The following is a 19,076-nucleotide window of genomic DNA, read 5'->3' as shown; positions in this document are numbered from 1 at the left end:
ACACGTACACCATATGAATGTTTGAACGCTTGAAGGGAGGAATACGTCTTGGACAAAGTCATGTCGAACCGCCTGGTGGCTGCGCTGTACGTGCTTCCTGCGCTGCTTCTGCTCCTGGTTCTGGTCTACATCCCCATTGTACTTACGGGCTATTACGGTTTGATGCAATGGGATGGAATTGGGGCAATGACGTTTATAGGTTTGGATAACTACGCCAGATTGCTTCAGGACAGTACGTTCTGGCAGAGTGCGAATCATACCTTTTTATTAGCCTTGTTCTCTGCGCTGAGTCTCATCGGTTATCTGATGATTGCACTCGTGCTGTCAGGCAAGATCAAGGGTGCAAACTTTTTTCGCAAAATATATCTGATTCCAATGTTGCTGTCATCCGTTGCGATTGCCCAGTTATGGCTGAAGATCTATCACCCCAGTAATGGTGTACTGAACAGCTTTCTGGAAGCCATCGGATTTAGCAATCCGCCAGCCTGGCTGGCGGAGCCATCACTGGTGCTGTATGCATTGTTCGTTCCGATTCTGTGGCAGTATGCAGGCTTCTATATTTTGATCTATTACGCGGCACTCAAAAACATCCCGGAATCACTCATCGAGGCTGCGCGTATTGATGGTGCAAACCCGTGGCAGATTGCTTTCCGGATTAAGCTGCCGCTCATTACGGAAGTGATTAAAGTGACCGTGGTGCTCGCCGTGGTTGGCTCACTGAAATATTTTGACCTCATCTATGTCATGACAGATGGCGGTCCGAATGGCGCAAGTGAAGTCATGGCTTCCTACATGTATCGTCAGGCATTTCGCAGTTTTGACTTTGGATACGGCAGTGCGGTAGGTTTCTTCCTGCTTCTCATCTGTCTGGTTGTGACGTGGTTACTGCGTAAGGCAACGGCATCCAAAGATACAATTCAATATTCCTGATGCTTACTTATAATGAAAGGAGGTCATTCCGTTGAAGATGGAACCGGCTGTTAGGTTGCCCGTTGGCCCGGAGACAGGCCATAGCCCGGTATGGACGAGAAGGCTTGGATACGTCCTGTTATACGTGCTCCTGTCTCTGGTGGCTTTGCTTCAGATTTTGCCTTTAGTGTGGTTGCTGTTATTTTCACTTAAAAATAATCAGGAAGTATTCGACATGGCTCCTTTTGCGCTCCCGGCTACGCCGCGTTGGGAGAACTATGTCAAGGTATGGACGGAAGGCAATATCAGCTTATATTTTTTCAACAGTGTATGGATTACGGTCGTTTCCGTGGTGTTCACGGTGCTGTTTGCCAGTCTTGTCACCTTTGCGATTACACGCATGCGCTGGAAGGGACGTTCACTGGTGCTGGGACTGTTCATGGTGGGTCTGATGATCCCGGTGCATTCCACGCTGATTCCGCTGTTCAGCCTGTTCTTGAAGTTAAATCTTACCGATCATCCGTTATCGGTCATTCTCTCATACATTGCATTTAATATGCCGATTACGATTATGATTCTGCTGGGATTTTATTATGCGCTTCCAAGAGAGGTAGAAGAGGCAGCGGTGATGGATGGATGCTCGGTGAACCGCATCTTCTTCCGTATCGTGTTGCCGATGACAGCATCCGTTATTGCGACAACGGCGATCATTAACATGATCTATGACTGGAACGAATTTATTTTTGTGAACACCTTCATTAGTTCGGATGCATACAAAACATTGACTGTCGGAGTGCAGAACTTTATCGGGCAGTACACCACCGATTGGGGTGCCATTGGTGCAACGTTGATGATCAGCATTTTGCCGATTCTCATTGCGTTCCTGGTGCTGAGTGAACGAATTGTCGAAGGGATCGCTGCAGGTTCGGTTAAAGGATGATTGCTTGTCAGTGCTTCCGCTGAGTATAAACGTAAGAGAGCCCTCCCACTAATCGCTTAATACGCGTGCTGGGAGGGTTTTGTTATGTCCTGGGAGGCATCATCGAGTGCCATTCAAAAGGAGTAGCCAGACGGGTTTCATGAAAGCGTTATAATACCTATTACTGGAATTTCCAAAATATTTTCAATTATTTTCGCAAAACTACTGCATTTTCAAACCACCTGTGCTAACATACCCTATGAATTGAAGCAAACGTTGGAAAGGTGAGAAAATGACAGCAATATCCTCGACCAAAGAGTCTCTCCGTTCAGATGCCCAGGATCTGAAGCTGATTCGGTTAACTTGGCCTATATTCCTGGAACTCTTTTTGTTTATGTTGATGGGGAGCGTGGATACGCTTATGCTTAGCTCGGTATCGGATAATGCCGTCTCCGGGGTGGGTGCAGCCAACCAGATTATCTCCATTGCGATTCTTGTACTCGAAGTCATTGGACATGGTGCCGCGATTGTTGTAGCCCAATATATCGGTTCGAAAAAGCTGACTGAAGCAGCACAGGTTACAGGTAATGCCATTACGCTTAACCTGGCAGTCGGGTTGATCCTGAGTGTGATCTTCCTGGTGTTTGGCGGACATTTGCTGTCGCTTTTGAATATACAAGGTGAAATTTACGATTATGCTCGTTCCTATATCAGCATTGTCGGGGGCGGAATTTTCTTGCAGGCCCTCATTAATGCACTGGCGGCAACGATTCGTACACATGGATATACCAAGGAAACGATGTATGTGTCCGTGTTTATGAACGTCATTCACGTCATTGGTAACTATGCGCTGATCTTTGGACATTTCGGCTTGCCGAAGCTGGGTGTGGAAGGGGCAGCGATCTCGACGGTAGGTAGCCGTTTCGTCTGCTTGCTGATCTTCTTCTGGCTTTTGTATCGTGTAAGCGAGGTTCGTGTCGATTTTGAATATTACATTAAATTGTCCAAAAATTTTATTGGCAAAATTCTGCGCATCGGTATACCGTCTGCGATGGAATCGATGGTGTATCACTCCTGTCAGCTCGTATTCACGCTGTATGTGACCTATTTGGGTGCGGAAGCCATGGCAACCAAACAATATGCAGGTAACATTTCGAGCTACATTTATCTGTTCAGTATGGCAATCGGCATGGGAACGTCCATCATTGTTGGCCGTCTTGTGGGTGCTCGGCGGAAGGATGATGCGTACAAACGTGTATTCGACAGTGTAAAATGGGCGCTTCTGGCGACCGTTGTGATTGACGTAATCATTATCATTTTCCGCGTGCCATTGATGAGCATCTTTACGGAAAATCCGGAAATTATCAGGCTCGGCGCACAGGTATTGTTGCTCAGTCTGGTGCTTGAAACCGGGCGTACGTGTAATATCGTTATCATTGGTTCCCTGCGTGCGGCAGGTGATGCGAAGTTCCCGGTATACATGGGGCTGATCTCCATGGTATGCATGAGTCTGCCTCTTGGCTATCTACTGGTGTTCCAGTTGAATATGGGGCTGGCAGGCGTGTGGCTTGCTATTGCGGCAGACGAGTGGACACGTGCAGTCATCATGTACTTCCGCTGGAAGAGCCGTGCATGGGAGAAGCATGAGCTGGTGGAACATGATGAGGAAGAGGCTGGTGCACAGCCGGTTCCGGCAGTCTGATCAGGCTGTACTTGGCCGAGGAGCACATTTAAATGAGAGTTATGAAGAGTCGGTTAGGGACATGGTTGTCCCTGATCAGGCTCTTCTTTTTTTATTTTCCGCAAAAATGATCAAAACGGCTCCTTCGTGAACACGTATAGTAAGGATATGGAAGGGGGACATCTTCAATTGAGTCGATATCAGGAGATGATTCAGGACAGCTTGTTCTACATCGAGAACCATCTGCATGAAGAGATTGGGCTGGAAGACGTGGCTTCCAAGGCGGCATTATCGCCATATCATTATCACCGGGTATTCCGGGATGAGGTGGGCATGACGGTGGTTGATTACATTCGCCATCGGAGGATGAGTCTGGCATCCACCGCACTGCGTTCTACGGATGCAGGGATTCTGGACATATCGCTGGCCTGCGGATTCGAAAGTCAGGAAGCGTTTACTCGGGCTTTTCGCAAAATGTATGGCATGCCACCTGGGCGGTTTCGCAAATTATTTGATCTTAAACTATTCACTGGGAAAACCAGAGGAGGAGAAATAGAGATGAATACGACAACGGAAATCAAAGGTTGGATGTTAACGGGAAGTCACCCGCAAAACTATGAGATGGGACTTGATCCCGCCGAGGTACATCAAGGCAAGGCCTCAGGGTATTTGAAGGCCGTTACACCGATGGAACCAAATGAATTTGCTACGATGATGCAGCAGTTCAGGGCAGATAAATATGTGGGTAAACGGATGAAGTTGACTGGATTTGTTAAAACGGATCGTGTAGAAGCATTCTGCGGACTATGGATGCGTGTGGATAATCAAGTGCACGATGTGCTGCAGTTTGATAATATGCATGACCGGCCGATTACCGGTACGCAGCCATGGAATCAGTACAGCATTGTGCTGGATGTGCCGGCTGAGAGCGCAGTGATTTCATTTGGGGTGATTCTGAACGGAAAAGGAAAGGTCTGGGTGGACAGCTTCCGCTTCGAAGAGGTGGATCTAAACACACCTGTGACGCATATGGAAACGGAATACGAGATGTCGGACGAGCCGTTAAATTTGTCGTTTGAGGAATGAATAATCAAATGATGCTATATAAGTTGAGCTGTTCATTTACACGTTAACGGAGAGGACAGAAAAAAACTGAAAAAGCGGAGCGGTCGCCTGAAAGCTTTCTGTAAGAAAGCTACATCGGAAGCATACGCTGTTCCCCGGATTTTCGCCTTTGGAGAAGGGAATCGAAAAAATCTGGGGATAACCGCTACTCTCCAGGTTGTTCTGTCATCGGAGTGGATTGTGTAAATACTTTAGTTCATTATTTTTAAACAAAAGGAAGGATGGGAATTATGGTATAATGCTGGTGAAGAATGGAGCTGATGATGTGTGGCGGAACTGCTTGATCCACGGGTAGATTTTGTGTTCAAACGCATTTTTGGAAGTGAGCAAAATAAAGATGTTTTGTTAGCTTTTCTGAACAGCACGTTTATTGAAACTGGCGAGGCTCCCTTAACGGAGATTAAGGTTATTAACACGTACACGGATAAAGATAGTCCAGAGGATAAGCAGTCCATTCTGGATATTAAGGCGAAGACGGTCGAAGGAAAGCTCATTAATATTGAGATGCAGCTGTTCAACCCGTACCATATGGAGAAGCGCACACTGTTCTATTGGAGTGAGATGTACTTCCACCAGATTAAAAAGGGTGAGAACTATAATCTGCTTAAAAAGTGTGTGACTATTAACATTTTGAACTACTCCTGTTTGGATAATGAACGTTACCACAATGTGTTTCATTTGCGGGAAGACCACACAGGGATTAGCCTGACGGATGACATTGAAATCCATGTGATGGAGTTAACGAAGCTGGAGAAACACCCTATTCCGCTGGAGAAGGGCGGACTTGTGAATTGGCTGTTATTCCTGAGAGGGATCGACACATCAAATTGGGAGGTGCTGGCGATGAATGAACCGATGTTGAAGAAAGCGATGGATACGCTGGAATTTTTGAGTCATGATGCCGCTACCCGTATGGCGTATGATGCCCGGATGAAGGCCCTGAGTGATGAAAAGTCGATGATTGAGGGAGCGCGGGCAGAAGGGACAGCCAAAGGTAGGCTGGAGGGTTTACGGGAAGGTAAAAAGGAAGGCTTACGAGAAGGTAAACAAGAGATGGCCCGTGAGCTGTTAGCCCTTGGAGTGGACATGTCCGCCATTGTGAAAGCCTCGGGTCTTTCCGAAGAGGAAATCCGTAAGTTGCTACCTTAGCAATAGGTACCAACAAAGATGATTAGAGTTTAAATATTATCAGTCAATTTCACATCGTTACAGTCCACATGTAATAGAGAAATTTTGAGCCAATCCATCGGTGGAATGGCTCTTTTTGCCGTCTTTGGGGTATAAAAGAAGAAGAGCAACGTACCTGCTGCGAGGTATCCATAGGGTAATGAAAACGACCAAAGTTTCATGGCGTAATGATCGCGATCTTGATAACATAAACGCATAAACCAATGACACAGATAAAGAGGATGAATCCGATGAATAGAAAAGTGCTGGTTGTGGATGATGAATCCAGCATCGTCAGTGCCATTGCGTACGCACTGCGGCGTGAAGGATATGAAGTAGAGACAGCGAATGATGGCGAAGAGGCCTTGGAGAAGGTGGCTTTGTTCCATCCTCAAGTCATGATTCTGGATGTGATGATGCCCAAACTGGACGGATATGGCGTCTGCCGCAGGCTAGAGGATCGGGAGGATATCGGCATTATTTTGCTCACCGTCAAGAACGAACTGGTGGATAAAATTGTCGGTCTTGAAATGGGCGCAGACGATTATATGACCAAACCGTTCGAAATCCGCGAATTGCTCGCCCGCGTGAAGGCACTGATGCGTCGGGTAGAGAAAAGCAGTACCCCACCGCAGGACGACTCCAAGAGCCAAGCAATTGTCAATGGAACCCTGCGTATTCATGTTGCTCATCGCACTGTGACGGTGGGTGAAGAGAAGCTGGATTTAACGCCCAAGGAGTTCGACCTGTTGACCATTCTGATGTCCAATCCGGAACGGGTGTACACACGGGATGATTTGCTGGATCGAGTGTGGGGCATGGAGTACGCAGGGGGGACACGGACGGTAGATATTCACATCCAGCGTTTGCGCAAAAAAATCGGAGATACCGATCAGCAAATGCTGCAAACGGTATACGGTATTGGGTACAAGGCAACTGCTCCTGAAACAGGCGGAACGGTATGAGAGTCAGCATCAAGCTAAAATTCAGCGTGTTTCTGGCCGCATTGCTCATCCTCACGGTGGTTGTGCTTAGTTCCCTCGTACTCCGAGGCATTGAGCTTAATCAGCAATCACAGGTAGAGCGTACTCTCGCGCAACAGACGCGTCTCATTAATCTGAATGTGCGCCAGGCATATTATACGGAGGCCATTCGTCAGGAGCCGGAACAGTTCCTGCAGCAAAATGGACGTAGATTGGCGCAAGCTCTCTCTGACTCAACAGGCCTGCCAATTGCACTATATGACATGAGTGGCAAACAAGTGGGAGCTTCTTTTGCGCCAAGTGAGAATGAACTCGTTCAGGAGACTCTGAATTACGCATTGAAGAATAAAATTGCCTATCACGAGCAGGGAGAGACATTGCTTTATGCCGCTCCGCTAGACGGCCCGGAGGGACAGATTGGTGCCATCTGGATTCAATATTCCGTGCAGAGTTATCAGGATTTCTATGCCCGGATTCAACAATTGTTCTTATGGGCAGGCATCACGGTGGTTGCGCTTAGTTTCATTCTAGGTTATCTGTTCTACAACCGTTTTGCTGTAGCGATTACCCGGTTGAAGAAATCAGCGGCCTCCATTCAAGAAGGCAACTATATTACCGAATCTCCGGTCAAACGCAAGGATGAATTGGGCGAGCTGGGACAAGGGATTTATTATATGAGCACGTCTATTCAACAAAACATTGCAGCCATGCATGCAGAGCAGCAGAAGCTGCAACTAGCAATCGAGAAGTTACAAGCGCTGGAGCAGCAACAGAAACAATATATCGGCAACATCAGTCATGAGTTCAAGACACCACTGACGTCCATCAAGGCATACGTGGAGCTCTTAAATATGTACAAGGATGATCCACAACTGCTGGATGATGCGACGAATAATATCGGGAAAGAAACCGAACGATTATATGAAATGGTAGAGAAGGTGCTACACCTGTCTGCGCTTGAAAAGTACGATTTCGAGAATCAGGCGGAGGATGTGGAAATCAGGGCATTGCTTGCGGACGCTTGCGGGCGAATGCGAGGCAAGGTTGAAAAGTTTGCACTGAACATGGAGCTCGATCTGGAGCCTGCCGTCATTCACAGTGACCGGGAGAGTCTGATGCACATTTTCATCAATCTGCTGGACAATGCGATCAAATATAACGTTGCTGGAGGCATCATTCGAGTGGAGAATGAGCGGCGTACAGAGGAACATCAGGCGGTTATTCGCATCTATAACTCAGGTACGCCGATCCCTGAAGAGGCACGCGAGAAGATTTTTGAACCTTTTTACACCGTCAATAAGGACAGAGCTCGCAAAACAGGCGGAACCGGACTTGGTCTATCCCTCGTAAAACAGTTTGTTGAAAAACAGGGCGGAACGATTACGCTACTACCGAGCGATCAGGAGCATCAAGATGGCGTGACATTTCAACTCGTATTCCCACTTGTAAATTGAGATCAATATATCTTGCACTAATCATTTACATAAGAAACGGAGAGGACAGAAAAAACCTGAAAAAGCGGAGCTAAAAGCTTTCTGAAAGAAAGCTAACATCGGAAGCATACCCTTCGCCTTTATCACCGGATTTTCCCCTTGAGAAAAGGGATCAGAAAAATCTGGGGATAAGAGTGATTGGAAGGTTATTCTGTCATCGGAGTATTCATGTAAATAATTTTAGTTCAATTTATATAGATACAAGTTTACAAGTTGGAAACAAGTCTGAATAACTTTGGAAGTATGCCGGCTTTATGATAGGTGTATAGCATAAGTAACCGAGGGGGATCACGACATGATGATATGGATGAAAGTCACGTTTGGAGCGCTGGGGGCAGCTGCGTTATTGATCACTGTTGCCTGTGGAAGCACCACAGAGCCGTCTGGCAATACACAAGGTGCAAAAACAGGCACAGACATTACGGTCAAAGATAACACGAACACGTCCGTTTACCAGAATTTCAAACTTGAGAAAATAGATAAACTGCCTAATATGCGCGGAATCGCTTGGTTGAGCGAGAGTTCGATTGTGACAGATAAAGAAAACACGTCCATGAAACCTGTTAGTGTAGAGGGAGAGGAACGTTATCCGCACAACCTGTACATGGTTGATCTGACGAAAGGCACAGATACACCGCTTATAGAGAGCGAGGTTAACCTGGGAGCACCGCAGGTATCGCCGGATGGACAGCATCTGTTCTACTGGCAGACGGAGGAAACGACAGGCTGGCCTTTCATTCTGAACCTGAAGAGCGGAGAAGCGGTTGCTGCGGGTGAAGAGGATGGATTTGTTCAGGAAGGTGCCTGGCTCGATAATGAACATGTTGTTTTTTCCAATATGAAAGGAGATCTGATCTCGGCTGCACTGGACGGCACCACTAAAGTATTGGTAGAGACAGGTAACTTTAACGTGCGTAGCATCAAGGTGTCGGGCAACATGATCTATTACATTACCGGAGAAGACGGTCAACTGAACACCTATGATACGAAGACGGGCGAAGCCAAACAGGTGCTCAAAAGCGTGGAGTGGGTCATCCCATCGAACGACGGAACGAGGCTTGCGATTGTAAAAAGAACAGCGGATACCAAACGGGCGCTGGTGCTCACCGATCTGGAAGGCAATGAGAAGGCCACACTCGCCAGAGGCACACAGATTTTTGGCACAAGCTGGTCGGGTGACGACTCCAAGATCGCGTACACGATTAATTCCGATAAGGATAACGAAAAAGGATTGTTTGTTTCCAACACGGAATCGGCAGAGCAATTCCAGATCTCCGCAGAGATGGACAATGTGGCTGATTCGTTAGCCTGGAGCCCGCAGGGGAACAAAATTTTGCTGTCACAATCTGTGATGGAGAATGAAAAATATCACTTTGTGACCTCGATCATTACGATTTCGGAATAGTTGCCCAATCAAAGGATAGTGGCGGTATGGAAGGCGTGTTCCATATCTTTCATGCCTTTCTATACATTTATATTGACTAAGTCCTTGCGCTTCCGATAAACTAGTATGCAGGAATATAAAGTCGAATGGTTAGACAGCAGTTCGAGACGATGTTTCGGGCGGCTGTTTCTTTTCTTTTTTTGCAAGTCAGGGTGCAATGTAGGTGGCTCGCCGGAGGAACCGGCCAACAACATGGAAGAGGAACAGGTGATATACATGTGTAACAGCGCGTATCGCGTGCTTTTATATTATAAGTTCGTGAAGATCGAAGACCCCGAGACGTTAACGCAGGAGCATTTGCAATACTGCAAGGACCTAGGGGTGAAAGGCCGTATTCTGATTGCTTCCGAAGGCATCAATGGCACAGTATCAGGAACACCGGAGCAGACAGAGCAATATATGAAGGACATGCATGCCAACCCGCTGTTCAAGGATATGGTGTTTAAGATTGATGATGTGGAAGAGCATGCGTTCAAAAAAATATTTGTACGTCACAAAGCAGAACTGGTGACTTTCCGTGTAGACGAAGAGCTTGATCCGAATGAGATTAGCGGCAAACGCCTCTCACCGAAGGAATTCCACGAGCATTTGCAACGGGATGACGTTATCGTCATTGATGGACGCAATGATTATGAGTATGAAATCGGTCATTTCCGCGGCGCCATCCGCCCGGATGTCGAATCATTCCGTGAATTCCCGGAGTGGATTCGCGAGAATCTCGGCGATATGAAAGACAAGACGATCATTACGTACTGCACGGGCGGTATCCGTTGTGAGAAGCTGACCGGGTTTATGATCAAGGAAGGTTTCCAGGATGTTGCACAGTTGGAGGGCGGTATTGTTACTTACGGTAAAGATCCTGAGGTGCAGGGACGTCTGTTTGATGGCAAATGTTATGTATTTGACGAGCGGATTTCCGTACCGATCAACCGTACCGATGAGGATATTGTCATCGCCAGCTGTTATCACTGTGGTACGACACATGACCGATATATTAATTGTCCGACCTGCAACCTGCAGCATGTCTGCTGTGAGGATTGCGAAGAGACGCATAACCGCTTTTGCTCGGATGCTTGCCGGGAGGCAGCGCCCGTACAGGCATAAGCAGGAGAGCAGGTGCTGAACATGAAGCGTGAAGAAGAACGTACAACGCGTGAACGGATTCTGTTCATGCTGAAGCAGCAAGGAACGATGACGGCCCGTGAAATCACGGCGGAGCTAGGGCTGACCGGAATGGCGATTCGTCGCCATCTGACAGCACTGGAGCAGGAAGGATGGATCGAGGTGCGTGAGGCTCGTGCAACAGCAGGGCGTCCCTCCTCGGTATATCATCTGACGGATCGCGGAGACAATTATTTCCCGAAGTCGTACTCTTCCCTAACGCTGGAACTGCTTGATGAACTGTCTGATACGGCAGGCAGTGGAGTCGTGGATGCCCTTTTTGAAGGTCGCCGTGACAAGTTGCTTCGCAGCGGCTTGCCGCAGATGGAGGGTCATGACCTTGCCGGACGTGTCGAGGAACTGGCACGAATCCAGAATGCCAACGGGTATATGGCTGATGCATCTATCGAAGAAGATGGAACGTATGTCATTACCGAGCTGAACTGCCCAATCGTGCAGGTTGCGAGTGCGTACAAGCAGGCTTGTCGTTGTGAGCTGGAGCTATTTCGCTCTCTATTGCAAGCGGACGTCGAGCGCACCGAATGTTATGCTGATGGCGGCAAGAAGTGCAAGTACCAGATTCGTGAGGTATCGGGGAAATAATGGGAAAGAAAATGTTTTTTTTATGAATATAGTCTATTCGGATGTATAAATAGTAAAAGAATAAGAGATGGTTTCGATGTTTTATCGAGACGATCTCTTTTTTGTTGTTAAAAAATGACGTATAAACGTCATTTTTGGAGTCGATTTACCGTTTTTGTTGGAAATTTTTATAGAAAAAGTATCTTATATTGAATATAATGTTGTTTAAGTTCTTATTTTGGAAAAATTGGAGGGGGATTATGAGAGGGATATCTAGAAAAGTAAGTATTGTTGTTGTCACAGCTGCGGGAGTTTTGGCTCTGATGATTGGGACAAATTTCATAGCTAAGGGTGCAGAGGGTGATAACATCAACGTGGAGACTAACCAAAATAATTCATCTAACAATGGTGATTATTTGACAGGTAAGTCTTCTATAACGCTTTCTACACCGGAAGAGTTGGAGGTCGAATCAGTAACAGGCAGATCTGTATCCTTGAAGTGGAAGTTGATGGAGGGATTCACGCCAACAGTTACCTATGAAGTTTATGAGTCTGGCAATCTAGTCGCTGAAACGAAGACTCCTTTCTATTATGCCGAGGATCTTGTCGCTGGAAGAAAATATGATTTCGGTATTCGTGCGAGACAGGGAGATCGGGTATCTGAACCCACCAAAACAACTCAAGTGACCACATATGGGGAAATAGTGCGGAATGGGAACTTTCTTGAGTTGGAAGAGGACATGAGCGGGGTTGAGTTTTGGCATACGGATCAAGACTTGGCGAAAAGCTCTTTAAAAAGGGTTAACTCTTCCGTTGAAGGAGAATCTGATGTTTTGAGCATACATCTTAGCGGCTCCACGCGTGGTAAAACGGTAATCCTTTCTCAAGACGCTCGTGTCGAAGGAAAACAATTTTACATAGGGTCTGGGAAGGCTCGGGTCGATTCTGCAACTTATACCGGGAAATTGAATTGGGAGCTTCAATTTCTGGACGAATCTGGTGATGTGTTGATGGAATCTGAATGGACAGACCATGTGACGGGAGAGACTCCCGAAGGTACAGCCGCTGTTCGTGTGCAGCTTGTTATGGAAGAAAAGCGGGATGAAGAACCGATGACGGTTTACGTTGAACCAGTAAGTGTATCTATTGAACCAGAGATACATGATACTGCTAAGCTGAACTCCCTAACAGCCAGTCCGGTAACATATCGATATCAGTATGATGTGAACGGACGTCTTACGCTTGTTGAAATGGATCAAGGCGCCATTCAATACCACTATGATGCCAAGGGGAACCTGATCGAAAAAATAAAAAAATAATTATATGACGAGGAGAACATATGAAGAAATCTCTCAGATTGAAAAAGTGTATGGGTGTAATCGTAGCACTTGTGATGATGGTTTCAATGCTTACAGGTACCCTGCAGCCTTGGGGAATTCCTGTAGCCGTAGCTGAACATCATTCTGGTGTGGAAGATAGCTCTTTCCCAGTTGAATTCGAGTCTGCAATTCCTTCGGAAGATCTGATAACGATTAGTTCCGTTGCGGAGTTATATGATGTGGAAAGTGACTGGATTGTATCGGAAATGGGGAAAGGATTCAGTCTAAGCGATATCTACCAGGGTTTGGAAGCGAAGCGTGCCGGAAACAGCTATCAAGAATTTATGGATAAGAAGTATCCTGATCGAAAGCTTACTCCGTATGAAATTCATGAGCAGGAAATGGCATTATTAGAGCAACAATTAAACAAAGATCAGAAAAAACAAATGCAACAGAATTCGCTCTCACCTTCTTCTTCAATGATGGCAGCCCAATCAAGAGGATATGATGAGGTAGCCATTCAGCGGGCCAAATTAAAATATGATCAAGCCCCATATAGCATTGGTGATTCAACGGGCGGTATATCCATGACGGACTCCTCACTCACCTTACGAGTAACTGACCTGGTCTTGCCTGGCTCAAACGGATTGGACTTTGCTCTTACCCGTGTGTACAACAGTACGGCAGGCAAGGACGACATCTATTTTGCCGAAGGTGAGGGCGGGATTTACGGGAATCAGAAACGAATATCTATAGATGATGAACGTTTTCTATTGGGTAAAGGCTGGTCCTGGGATATTTCATATTACAATGTTAGTGAGAACCGTCTTCATATTGCAGGATTAGGCTCGTTTATGCGCTCGGATCGAACGGGTAACGGACTTGAAGGAATGCCGTATCCGTATATCGGATTCGCAGAAACTTCACCTCCACCTGGAGGTAACACAGAGATCCGGTATGTTCTAGAAAATTTTGAAGAGGACACTCGTCAATATTTTGATGGATTTGGTAACCTTGTTGAGATTCGCGACGGAGTGGGGAATCGGATTGTTTTGACCTATAGCTATATGGGGAGATATGGCTATCCGGTCCTTCAGACGGTCATGACGGTTACGGCAGACGACCAGCATCGTAATTATCTGACTTTGGATTATCAGGATAGCAGCAATACGGTGCGTGCTTCTATTGGAAATCGCTCTGTGACGTACAAGAAAACGAAGCTACCTTATACAACGAATGGCACGAACAGAGATGTGTTAAGCGAGGTTATTGATCCGCTGGGACGAGCAACCAAATATACGTATACCCAGTACTCGCGGCTTCCCTTCAATTTATTTGAATCTTATAAAGACTTTACAGGTACGTTGCGTATGCTCTATTGGGGATGGCAAGATTGGGTTTTCTTGTCCGCCATTGAACATCCAAATAAGGCTATTACGCAATACAGTACAGGCATGTATCAGATCTACACTGGAAAGTATGCAGTGGAGACCATAGTTACCTATTCCGGCATGACCCATTCATACAGTTCGCCTACAGCTTCTGAATCCAGAACAAAGACCTCATTTGTAGATACTTCATACTATAACAAGAATTCATACGGCCAAGACGTTACGTACAATGCTTTCGGGGTTGAAGGTGCTCTAGAAACAAAATATACATTCAAACGAAAATATTGGGGTGACAATTCACCTGATACGTACTACTTGCTGAGTAAAGCCATAAAGCCAGCAGATAGCTCTGCTGCCGAGAAGGTCAGTACGTACACCTATGATGAGTCCAAACGGTTCCCGACACCCATTACGTTGAATGAATACAGTTTTGGTGAATCGGGGCTACTGATCGGGAAACCAACAAGACAGACGCTGGATTCGTTCGGACTGGTATCATCCATAACGGATGCAAATGGTGCAACGACGACGATTACCAACGATGTTGTTTCCATCAACAACCGTATTGCACCAACCCGAATCGTACAGCCGCTTAATGCGAATGACAGCTTGATTACAACATATACCTATGATCTGAACAAAGGGTACCTACTGACAAAGGTCTCTAAGAATAAAGCAGGGGTTCTTCTTGAACAGATCAATTATGAATATGATGTGAATGGAAATCCGATTAAAGTAACCATTAAAGGAAATGGAAAAGATACGGTTGTTCGGCAAACATTCAGTCCATCGTCCAAAACCTTTTTTCTAACAGGTCAGTCGGTTCAAGTTACGGATCATACTGGACAATCACATATTCAAACTGTACAGGCGGTCTACGATCCACTTAGTGGCGTACAGCAATCATATACAGATGGGAATATGAACACCACCTCGTTCACTTATGATGCACTTGGACGTATGACGTCAGAGAAGTATCCGGATGGAACGCAGACTAAGGTAACATATAATGATGCGTTGAATCAGGTAACCGTAACTGACCCTACCGGTGTCATGAGTAGTAAAATCTATTCACCTATCGGAGAGTTAAACTCAGAAGTGAATGTTCGGGGTTCGACGTTATATCGCTATGATTCGTATGGAAGATTAATAAGAAAGCTCGACTATAACAACGGCAGTGTCTCCTATCAATATGACCCTTGGAGCCGGGTGTCCTTAGAGGTATTTGGCATAGGGGCGAATCGATATCAATATGATGATGTGAACCGGGTAAAATCCATTACAGATGGAGCAGGTAATACGGTTAGAGAGAGCTATGATCTTTTTGACAGACTCACCAGTAAAGAAGAGGTAAAAGCATCAGGCAACGTGACTTTGATGAAATTGGCCTATGATTTTGCAGGGAACCTGATCTCCTCCACGGATGCCAATCAGAACAGCACGACGTATACCTATGACGCATTGAATCGATTGTTATCCGTTAAGGACTCGCTTGGACAAACGACGAGTTATGCATACAACCTGTCGGGCCACATGACTTCGTTGCAATATGCCGATGGTCAGCGGATGGTATACGAGCATGATGAGTTAGGCCGATTGATCAAACAGACTGATCCGCTAGGCCAACAGGAGTGGTTTACGTATGACAACGCAGATCAACTGACAGTGTACCGGGATCGTATGGGACAAGAGCAGACGTATGTGTATAACAATCGAGGTTTTGAAGTCCAACACATAACCTCAGATGAGACAGTAACATATGCTTACGATGCCGCAGGAAGACGAACAGCGATGACCGACGGGACTGGAACGACAGGTTACGCCTATGATGCCAATGGCGATCTTGCTACATTGACGTATCCCGATGGGTCCACCTTGACTTACGCTTATGAAGAACGAGGTTTGCGGACGAGTCAACAATTTGGTTCAGGCAACTACCAGTTAGGTGTGGAGCAGAGTTACCTTGTTCCGCTGCCACAGGTATCCAGTCTGAAAGTGAAGAGCGCGGGTAATACCGAACTAGGCTCGTATACGTACAGTTACCGGAGTAACAAGACCCTGTCTCAATTCAAAACAAGTAATGGATTGCAACAGAATTACATCTACAGCGGGTTTGATATGACGGGGCTTACGCAGACTCGTAATGAAAATGTATTTGGTAACTACGGGTACAGTTTCGATAACAATCGAAATATCGTATCCAAGACCGACAATGCAGAGACTTCCCTCTACACCTACGATGCACTGAATCGATTGAAGTCCTCGAGTGTATTTAACGAGAGTTATACGTATGATGCGCGTAGCAATCGTAAAGAAATGATAAGTGAACGTCAACCGGATCTGAGTCAGGCCAAGTACAGATATGACGGGCGGAATCGTCTGATCGAAGTCGACACAGAGAAAGGCAAGGTACAGTATCGCTATAACGGTGACGGCCTATTGTATGAGAGAACAGGTCAAGGAGGAGCAACAACCCGATACTACTATGACGATCGTCAATTGCTGGTGGCAGAAGGCACAGTAGGATCAAACAACCAAGTGTCCATCACAGCAGGTTACGTGTATGACGCTAGCGGGGAACTTCAGGCACGACATATCCCTGGGGATAGTGGTCTGCAAACCTATTGGAAGAACGGACACGGTGATGTGACCGAGCTGAGAAATGCCGCAGGTGACATACTGAACCGGTACATTTACGATGTGTGGGGCAATCCACGGGTGGTGGAAGAGCAAACACCGAATGTGCTCCGCTATGCGGGAGAATACTGGGATGAGGAAACAGGGCTGCAATATCTGCGATCCCGCTGGTACGACCCGAATCTGGGACGTTTTATCAACGAAGATACCTATGAAGGGGATAAAGCAGAACCGAGTAGCCTGAATTTGTACACGTATGTGGAAAATAACCCGTTGATCTACACCGATCCTAGCGGAGAGGCCAAACGAGGAGAGAAAAACGCCTTGGAAGGCTTAGGCTCAGGAAGTGGCAGCGCCAGTGGCAGTGCCGGAATGGGCCGATCCTCTGGAGGAGGACTCGGCGGAGGCGGCGGTGGAGTAAAGGGTGGAATCTCTGGCAATAAGCCTAAACCTTCGACTCCAAGTAATGGACAGTCGGGCCAGGTGACGAATAAACTAGAGAGAAGCGAACACGCAGTGCTAAGAAGTAAAGAGGGGAGGCCTGTGGGTTCGGCGATTAATGATGTTCAAAAGGCCAGACAATCTGATGTTCTTGTTCAACAAGACGGAAGATGGGTGATCAAAGGAGACAATGGCAGGATTCATATTGTTGAAGCTGATGGAAGCCAAGTAATAACATCTTTCAAGAATCCAAGTAAAAATACAAATATGAGAATACAAGATGGTAGATGGAGTAGACCCTCAGAGAGTGAGCTTCAAAAGTTTAAAGAGATATTTTCAGACTATGTGAGGTGGTAAAATGGATGTATTAAAATATGAAGAAATTGCTAGTGTGACCTTGTTTGAATTGCAATTATCAGAAGGCGAATTAATGGTGTATGAAAGTTGTATTGAATTTGTATTAGAAAATTGCCCTGAGGAGAAACTTTATGAATTAACGGGGTGTGAAAACAGGGAAGAATTATCTTCTTATCAATTGGATTTAAAGAATTTGCTTCAAAAGATTAATAAGGACTACTTACCAAATAAATATCAAAGATAATCTTGTTCAGTTTTAATTCAGACAATTTTTAATATTACCTTTCTCTTTTTAAGGAGACCTCGATGGGCAATTTGCTAATCTTGGTCTCTTTTTTCAAGATATCTTTTTGAAACAAGTGAACGTCAACCGGATCTGAGTCAGGCCAAGTACAGATATGACGGGCGGAATCGTCTGATCGAAGTCGACACAGAGAAAGATGACGATCGTCAATTGCTGGTGGCAGGAGGCACGGTAGGATCAAACAACCACGTGTCCATCACAACAGGTTACGTGTATGACGCTAGCGGGGAACTTCAAGCACGACATATTCCTGGAGATAGTGGTCTGCAGACCTATTGGAAGAACGGCCACGGCGATGTGACCGAGCTGAGAAATGCCGCAGGTGACATACTGAACCGGTACACCTACGATGTGTGGGGCAATCCACGAGTGGTCGAAGAGCAAACACCGAATGTGCTCCGCTATGCGGGAGAATACTGGGATGAGGAAACAGGGCTGCAATATTTACGATCCCGCTGGTATGACCCCAATCTGGGACGTTTTATCAACGAAGATACCTATGAAGGGGATAAAGCAGAACCGAGTAGCCTGAATCTGTACACATATGTGGAAAATAACCCGTTGATCTACACCGATCCTAGCGGAGAGGCCAAACGAGGAGAGAAAAACGCCTTGGAAGGCTTGGGCTCAGGAAGTGGTAGCGCCAGCGGCAGTGCCGGAATGGGCCGATCTTCTGGAGGAGGCCTCGGCGGAGGAGGTGGAGCAAAGGGTGGAATCTCTGGAAATAAGCCACCTACACCAACAAGTAACACAGGGTGGTTATCAGGGAAAAACGGGGTTGTGAACTGGAAAAGTAAGCCTAATTTCGGTCATACTTTTGATACTCATGGTGCAGGTAAAAAGAATCTTGAATCACTAAAGGGAAGAGCAAGAACAGCAAACGAGTCTGGAAAGATGTCAGAACAAGGCCAGTGGCTTGATAATGATAAGGCTGCAAAATTCTTGAATTCATATGGTAGAGTTGATAAGCCCACGGTAGTGGATATACCAGAGGGATTAGGTCAAATAATAAAACCCTCTTGGGATATAGTTTCAGCTAAAAGAGCAGTTATAATTCCTAATTTGAAAACAGGAACGATAAGAACAGCTTACCCAGTAAGTGAGACATTTGTATTAAAATAATTTTAAAAATTAAAATTTGATGATGGATATAAAGGAGGTTT

14 protein-coding genes are annotated in these 19,076 nt (G+C 46.1%); all 14 read left to right on the top strand.

From position 1 onward, the window contains the following. The first annotated feature begins 48 nt into the window (after positions 1 to 48). The 14 genes from MHI38_RS14635 (at position 49) to MHI38_RS14570 (ending at position 19,035) form a co-directional block, all read left to right on the top strand. Entirely contained in the window at positions 49 to 930 is an 882-nt protein-coding gene (locus MHI38_RS14635; RefSeq protein ID WP_308722622.1) for a carbohydrate ABC transporter permease, read from the top strand. 37 nt (positions 931 to 967) lie between these two features. After that, positions 968 to 1,849, top strand: a complete 882-nt coding sequence (locus MHI38_RS14630; RefSeq protein WP_260984721.1) for a carbohydrate ABC transporter permease — start codon at positions 968 to 970, stop codon at positions 1,847 to 1,849. Between the two features lie 271 nt (positions 1,850 to 2,120). Then, positions 2,121 to 3,530, top strand: a complete 1,410-nt coding sequence (locus MHI38_RS14625) for an MATE family efflux transporter (protein WP_308722623.1) — start codon at positions 2,121 to 2,123, stop codon at positions 3,528 to 3,530. A gap of 147 nt (positions 3,531 to 3,677) precedes the next feature. Further along, entirely contained in the window at positions 3,678 to 4,595 is a 918-nt protein-coding gene (locus MHI38_RS14620) for a helix-turn-helix transcriptional regulator (protein WP_308722782.1), read from the top strand. Between the two features lie 306 nt (positions 4,596 to 4,901). Beyond that, positions 4,902 to 5,783 carry an Rpn family recombination-promoting nuclease/putative transposase gene (locus MHI38_RS14615; protein WP_308722624.1) on the top strand — a complete coding sequence of 294 codons (882 nt, stop codon included), beginning with the start codon at positions 4,902 to 4,904 and terminating at the stop codon, positions 5,781 to 5,783. Positions 5,784 to 6,052: 269 nt separating this feature from the next. After that, positions 6,053 to 6,766 (top strand): response regulator transcription factor, encoded by a 714-nt coding sequence (locus MHI38_RS14610; RefSeq protein WP_154960523.1) that lies wholly within the window; start codon positions 6,053 to 6,055, stop codon positions 6,764 to 6,766. Further along, complete coding sequence (locus MHI38_RS14605) at positions 6,763 to 8,238, top strand: sensor histidine kinase (RefSeq protein ID WP_308722625.1); 1,476 nt, start codon at positions 6,763 to 6,765, stop codon at positions 8,236 to 8,238. The genes MHI38_RS14610 and MHI38_RS14605 overlap by 4 nt, the downstream gene beginning before the upstream one ends. A 334-nt stretch (positions 8,239 to 8,572) precedes the next feature. Next, positions 8,573 to 9,682, top strand: coding sequence for a TolB family protein (locus tag MHI38_RS14600; RefSeq protein WP_341181351.1), 1,110 nt, complete (start codon positions 8,573 to 8,575; stop codon positions 9,680 to 9,682). Between the two features lie 255 nt (positions 9,683 to 9,937). Continuing rightward, a complete protein-coding gene (trhO, locus tag MHI38_RS14595) occupies positions 9,938 to 10,825 on the top strand; it encodes an oxygen-dependent tRNA uridine(34) hydroxylase TrhO (protein WP_154890350.1) in 888 nt (295 codons plus the stop codon). Between the two features lie 21 nt (positions 10,826 to 10,846). Next, positions 10,847 to 11,485 carry a winged helix-turn-helix transcriptional regulator gene (locus tag MHI38_RS14590; RefSeq protein ID WP_154890108.1) on the top strand — a complete coding sequence of 213 codons (639 nt, stop codon included), beginning with the start codon at positions 10,847 to 10,849 and terminating at the stop codon, positions 11,483 to 11,485. Positions 11,486 to 11,724: 239 nt separating this feature from the next. Then, positions 11,725 to 12,783 carry a fibronectin type III domain-containing protein gene (locus tag MHI38_RS14585; RefSeq protein ID WP_341181350.1) on the top strand — a complete coding sequence of 353 codons (1,059 nt, stop codon included), beginning with the start codon at positions 11,725 to 11,727 and terminating at the stop codon, positions 12,781 to 12,783. Between the two features lie 20 nt (positions 12,784 to 12,803). Further along, positions 12,804 to 17,609: an RHS repeat domain-containing protein gene (locus MHI38_RS14580; protein ID WP_341181349.1), complete on the top strand. Its 4,806-nt coding sequence runs from the start codon at positions 12,804 to 12,806 to the stop codon at positions 17,607 to 17,609. Between the two features lies 1 nt (position 17,610). Further along, on the top strand, positions 17,611 to 17,853 hold the full coding sequence (locus MHI38_RS14575; RefSeq protein ID WP_154892228.1) for a hypothetical protein: 243 nt from the start codon (positions 17,611 to 17,613) through the stop codon (positions 17,851 to 17,853). 216 nt (positions 17,854 to 18,069) lie between these two features. Next, complete coding sequence (locus MHI38_RS14570; protein WP_341181926.1) at positions 18,070 to 19,035, top strand: RHS repeat-associated core domain-containing protein; 966 nt, start codon at positions 18,070 to 18,072, stop codon at positions 19,033 to 19,035. Positions 19,036 to 19,076 lie beyond the last annotated feature (41 nt).

The sequence above is a fragment of the Paenibacillus sp. FSL K6-1558 genome (assembly GCF_038002565.1).
Taxonomy (GTDB): domain Bacteria; phylum Bacillota; class Bacilli; order Paenibacillales; family Paenibacillaceae; genus Paenibacillus; species Paenibacillus polysaccharolyticus.
This window is presented reverse-complemented; position numbering and strand designations above follow the sequence as displayed.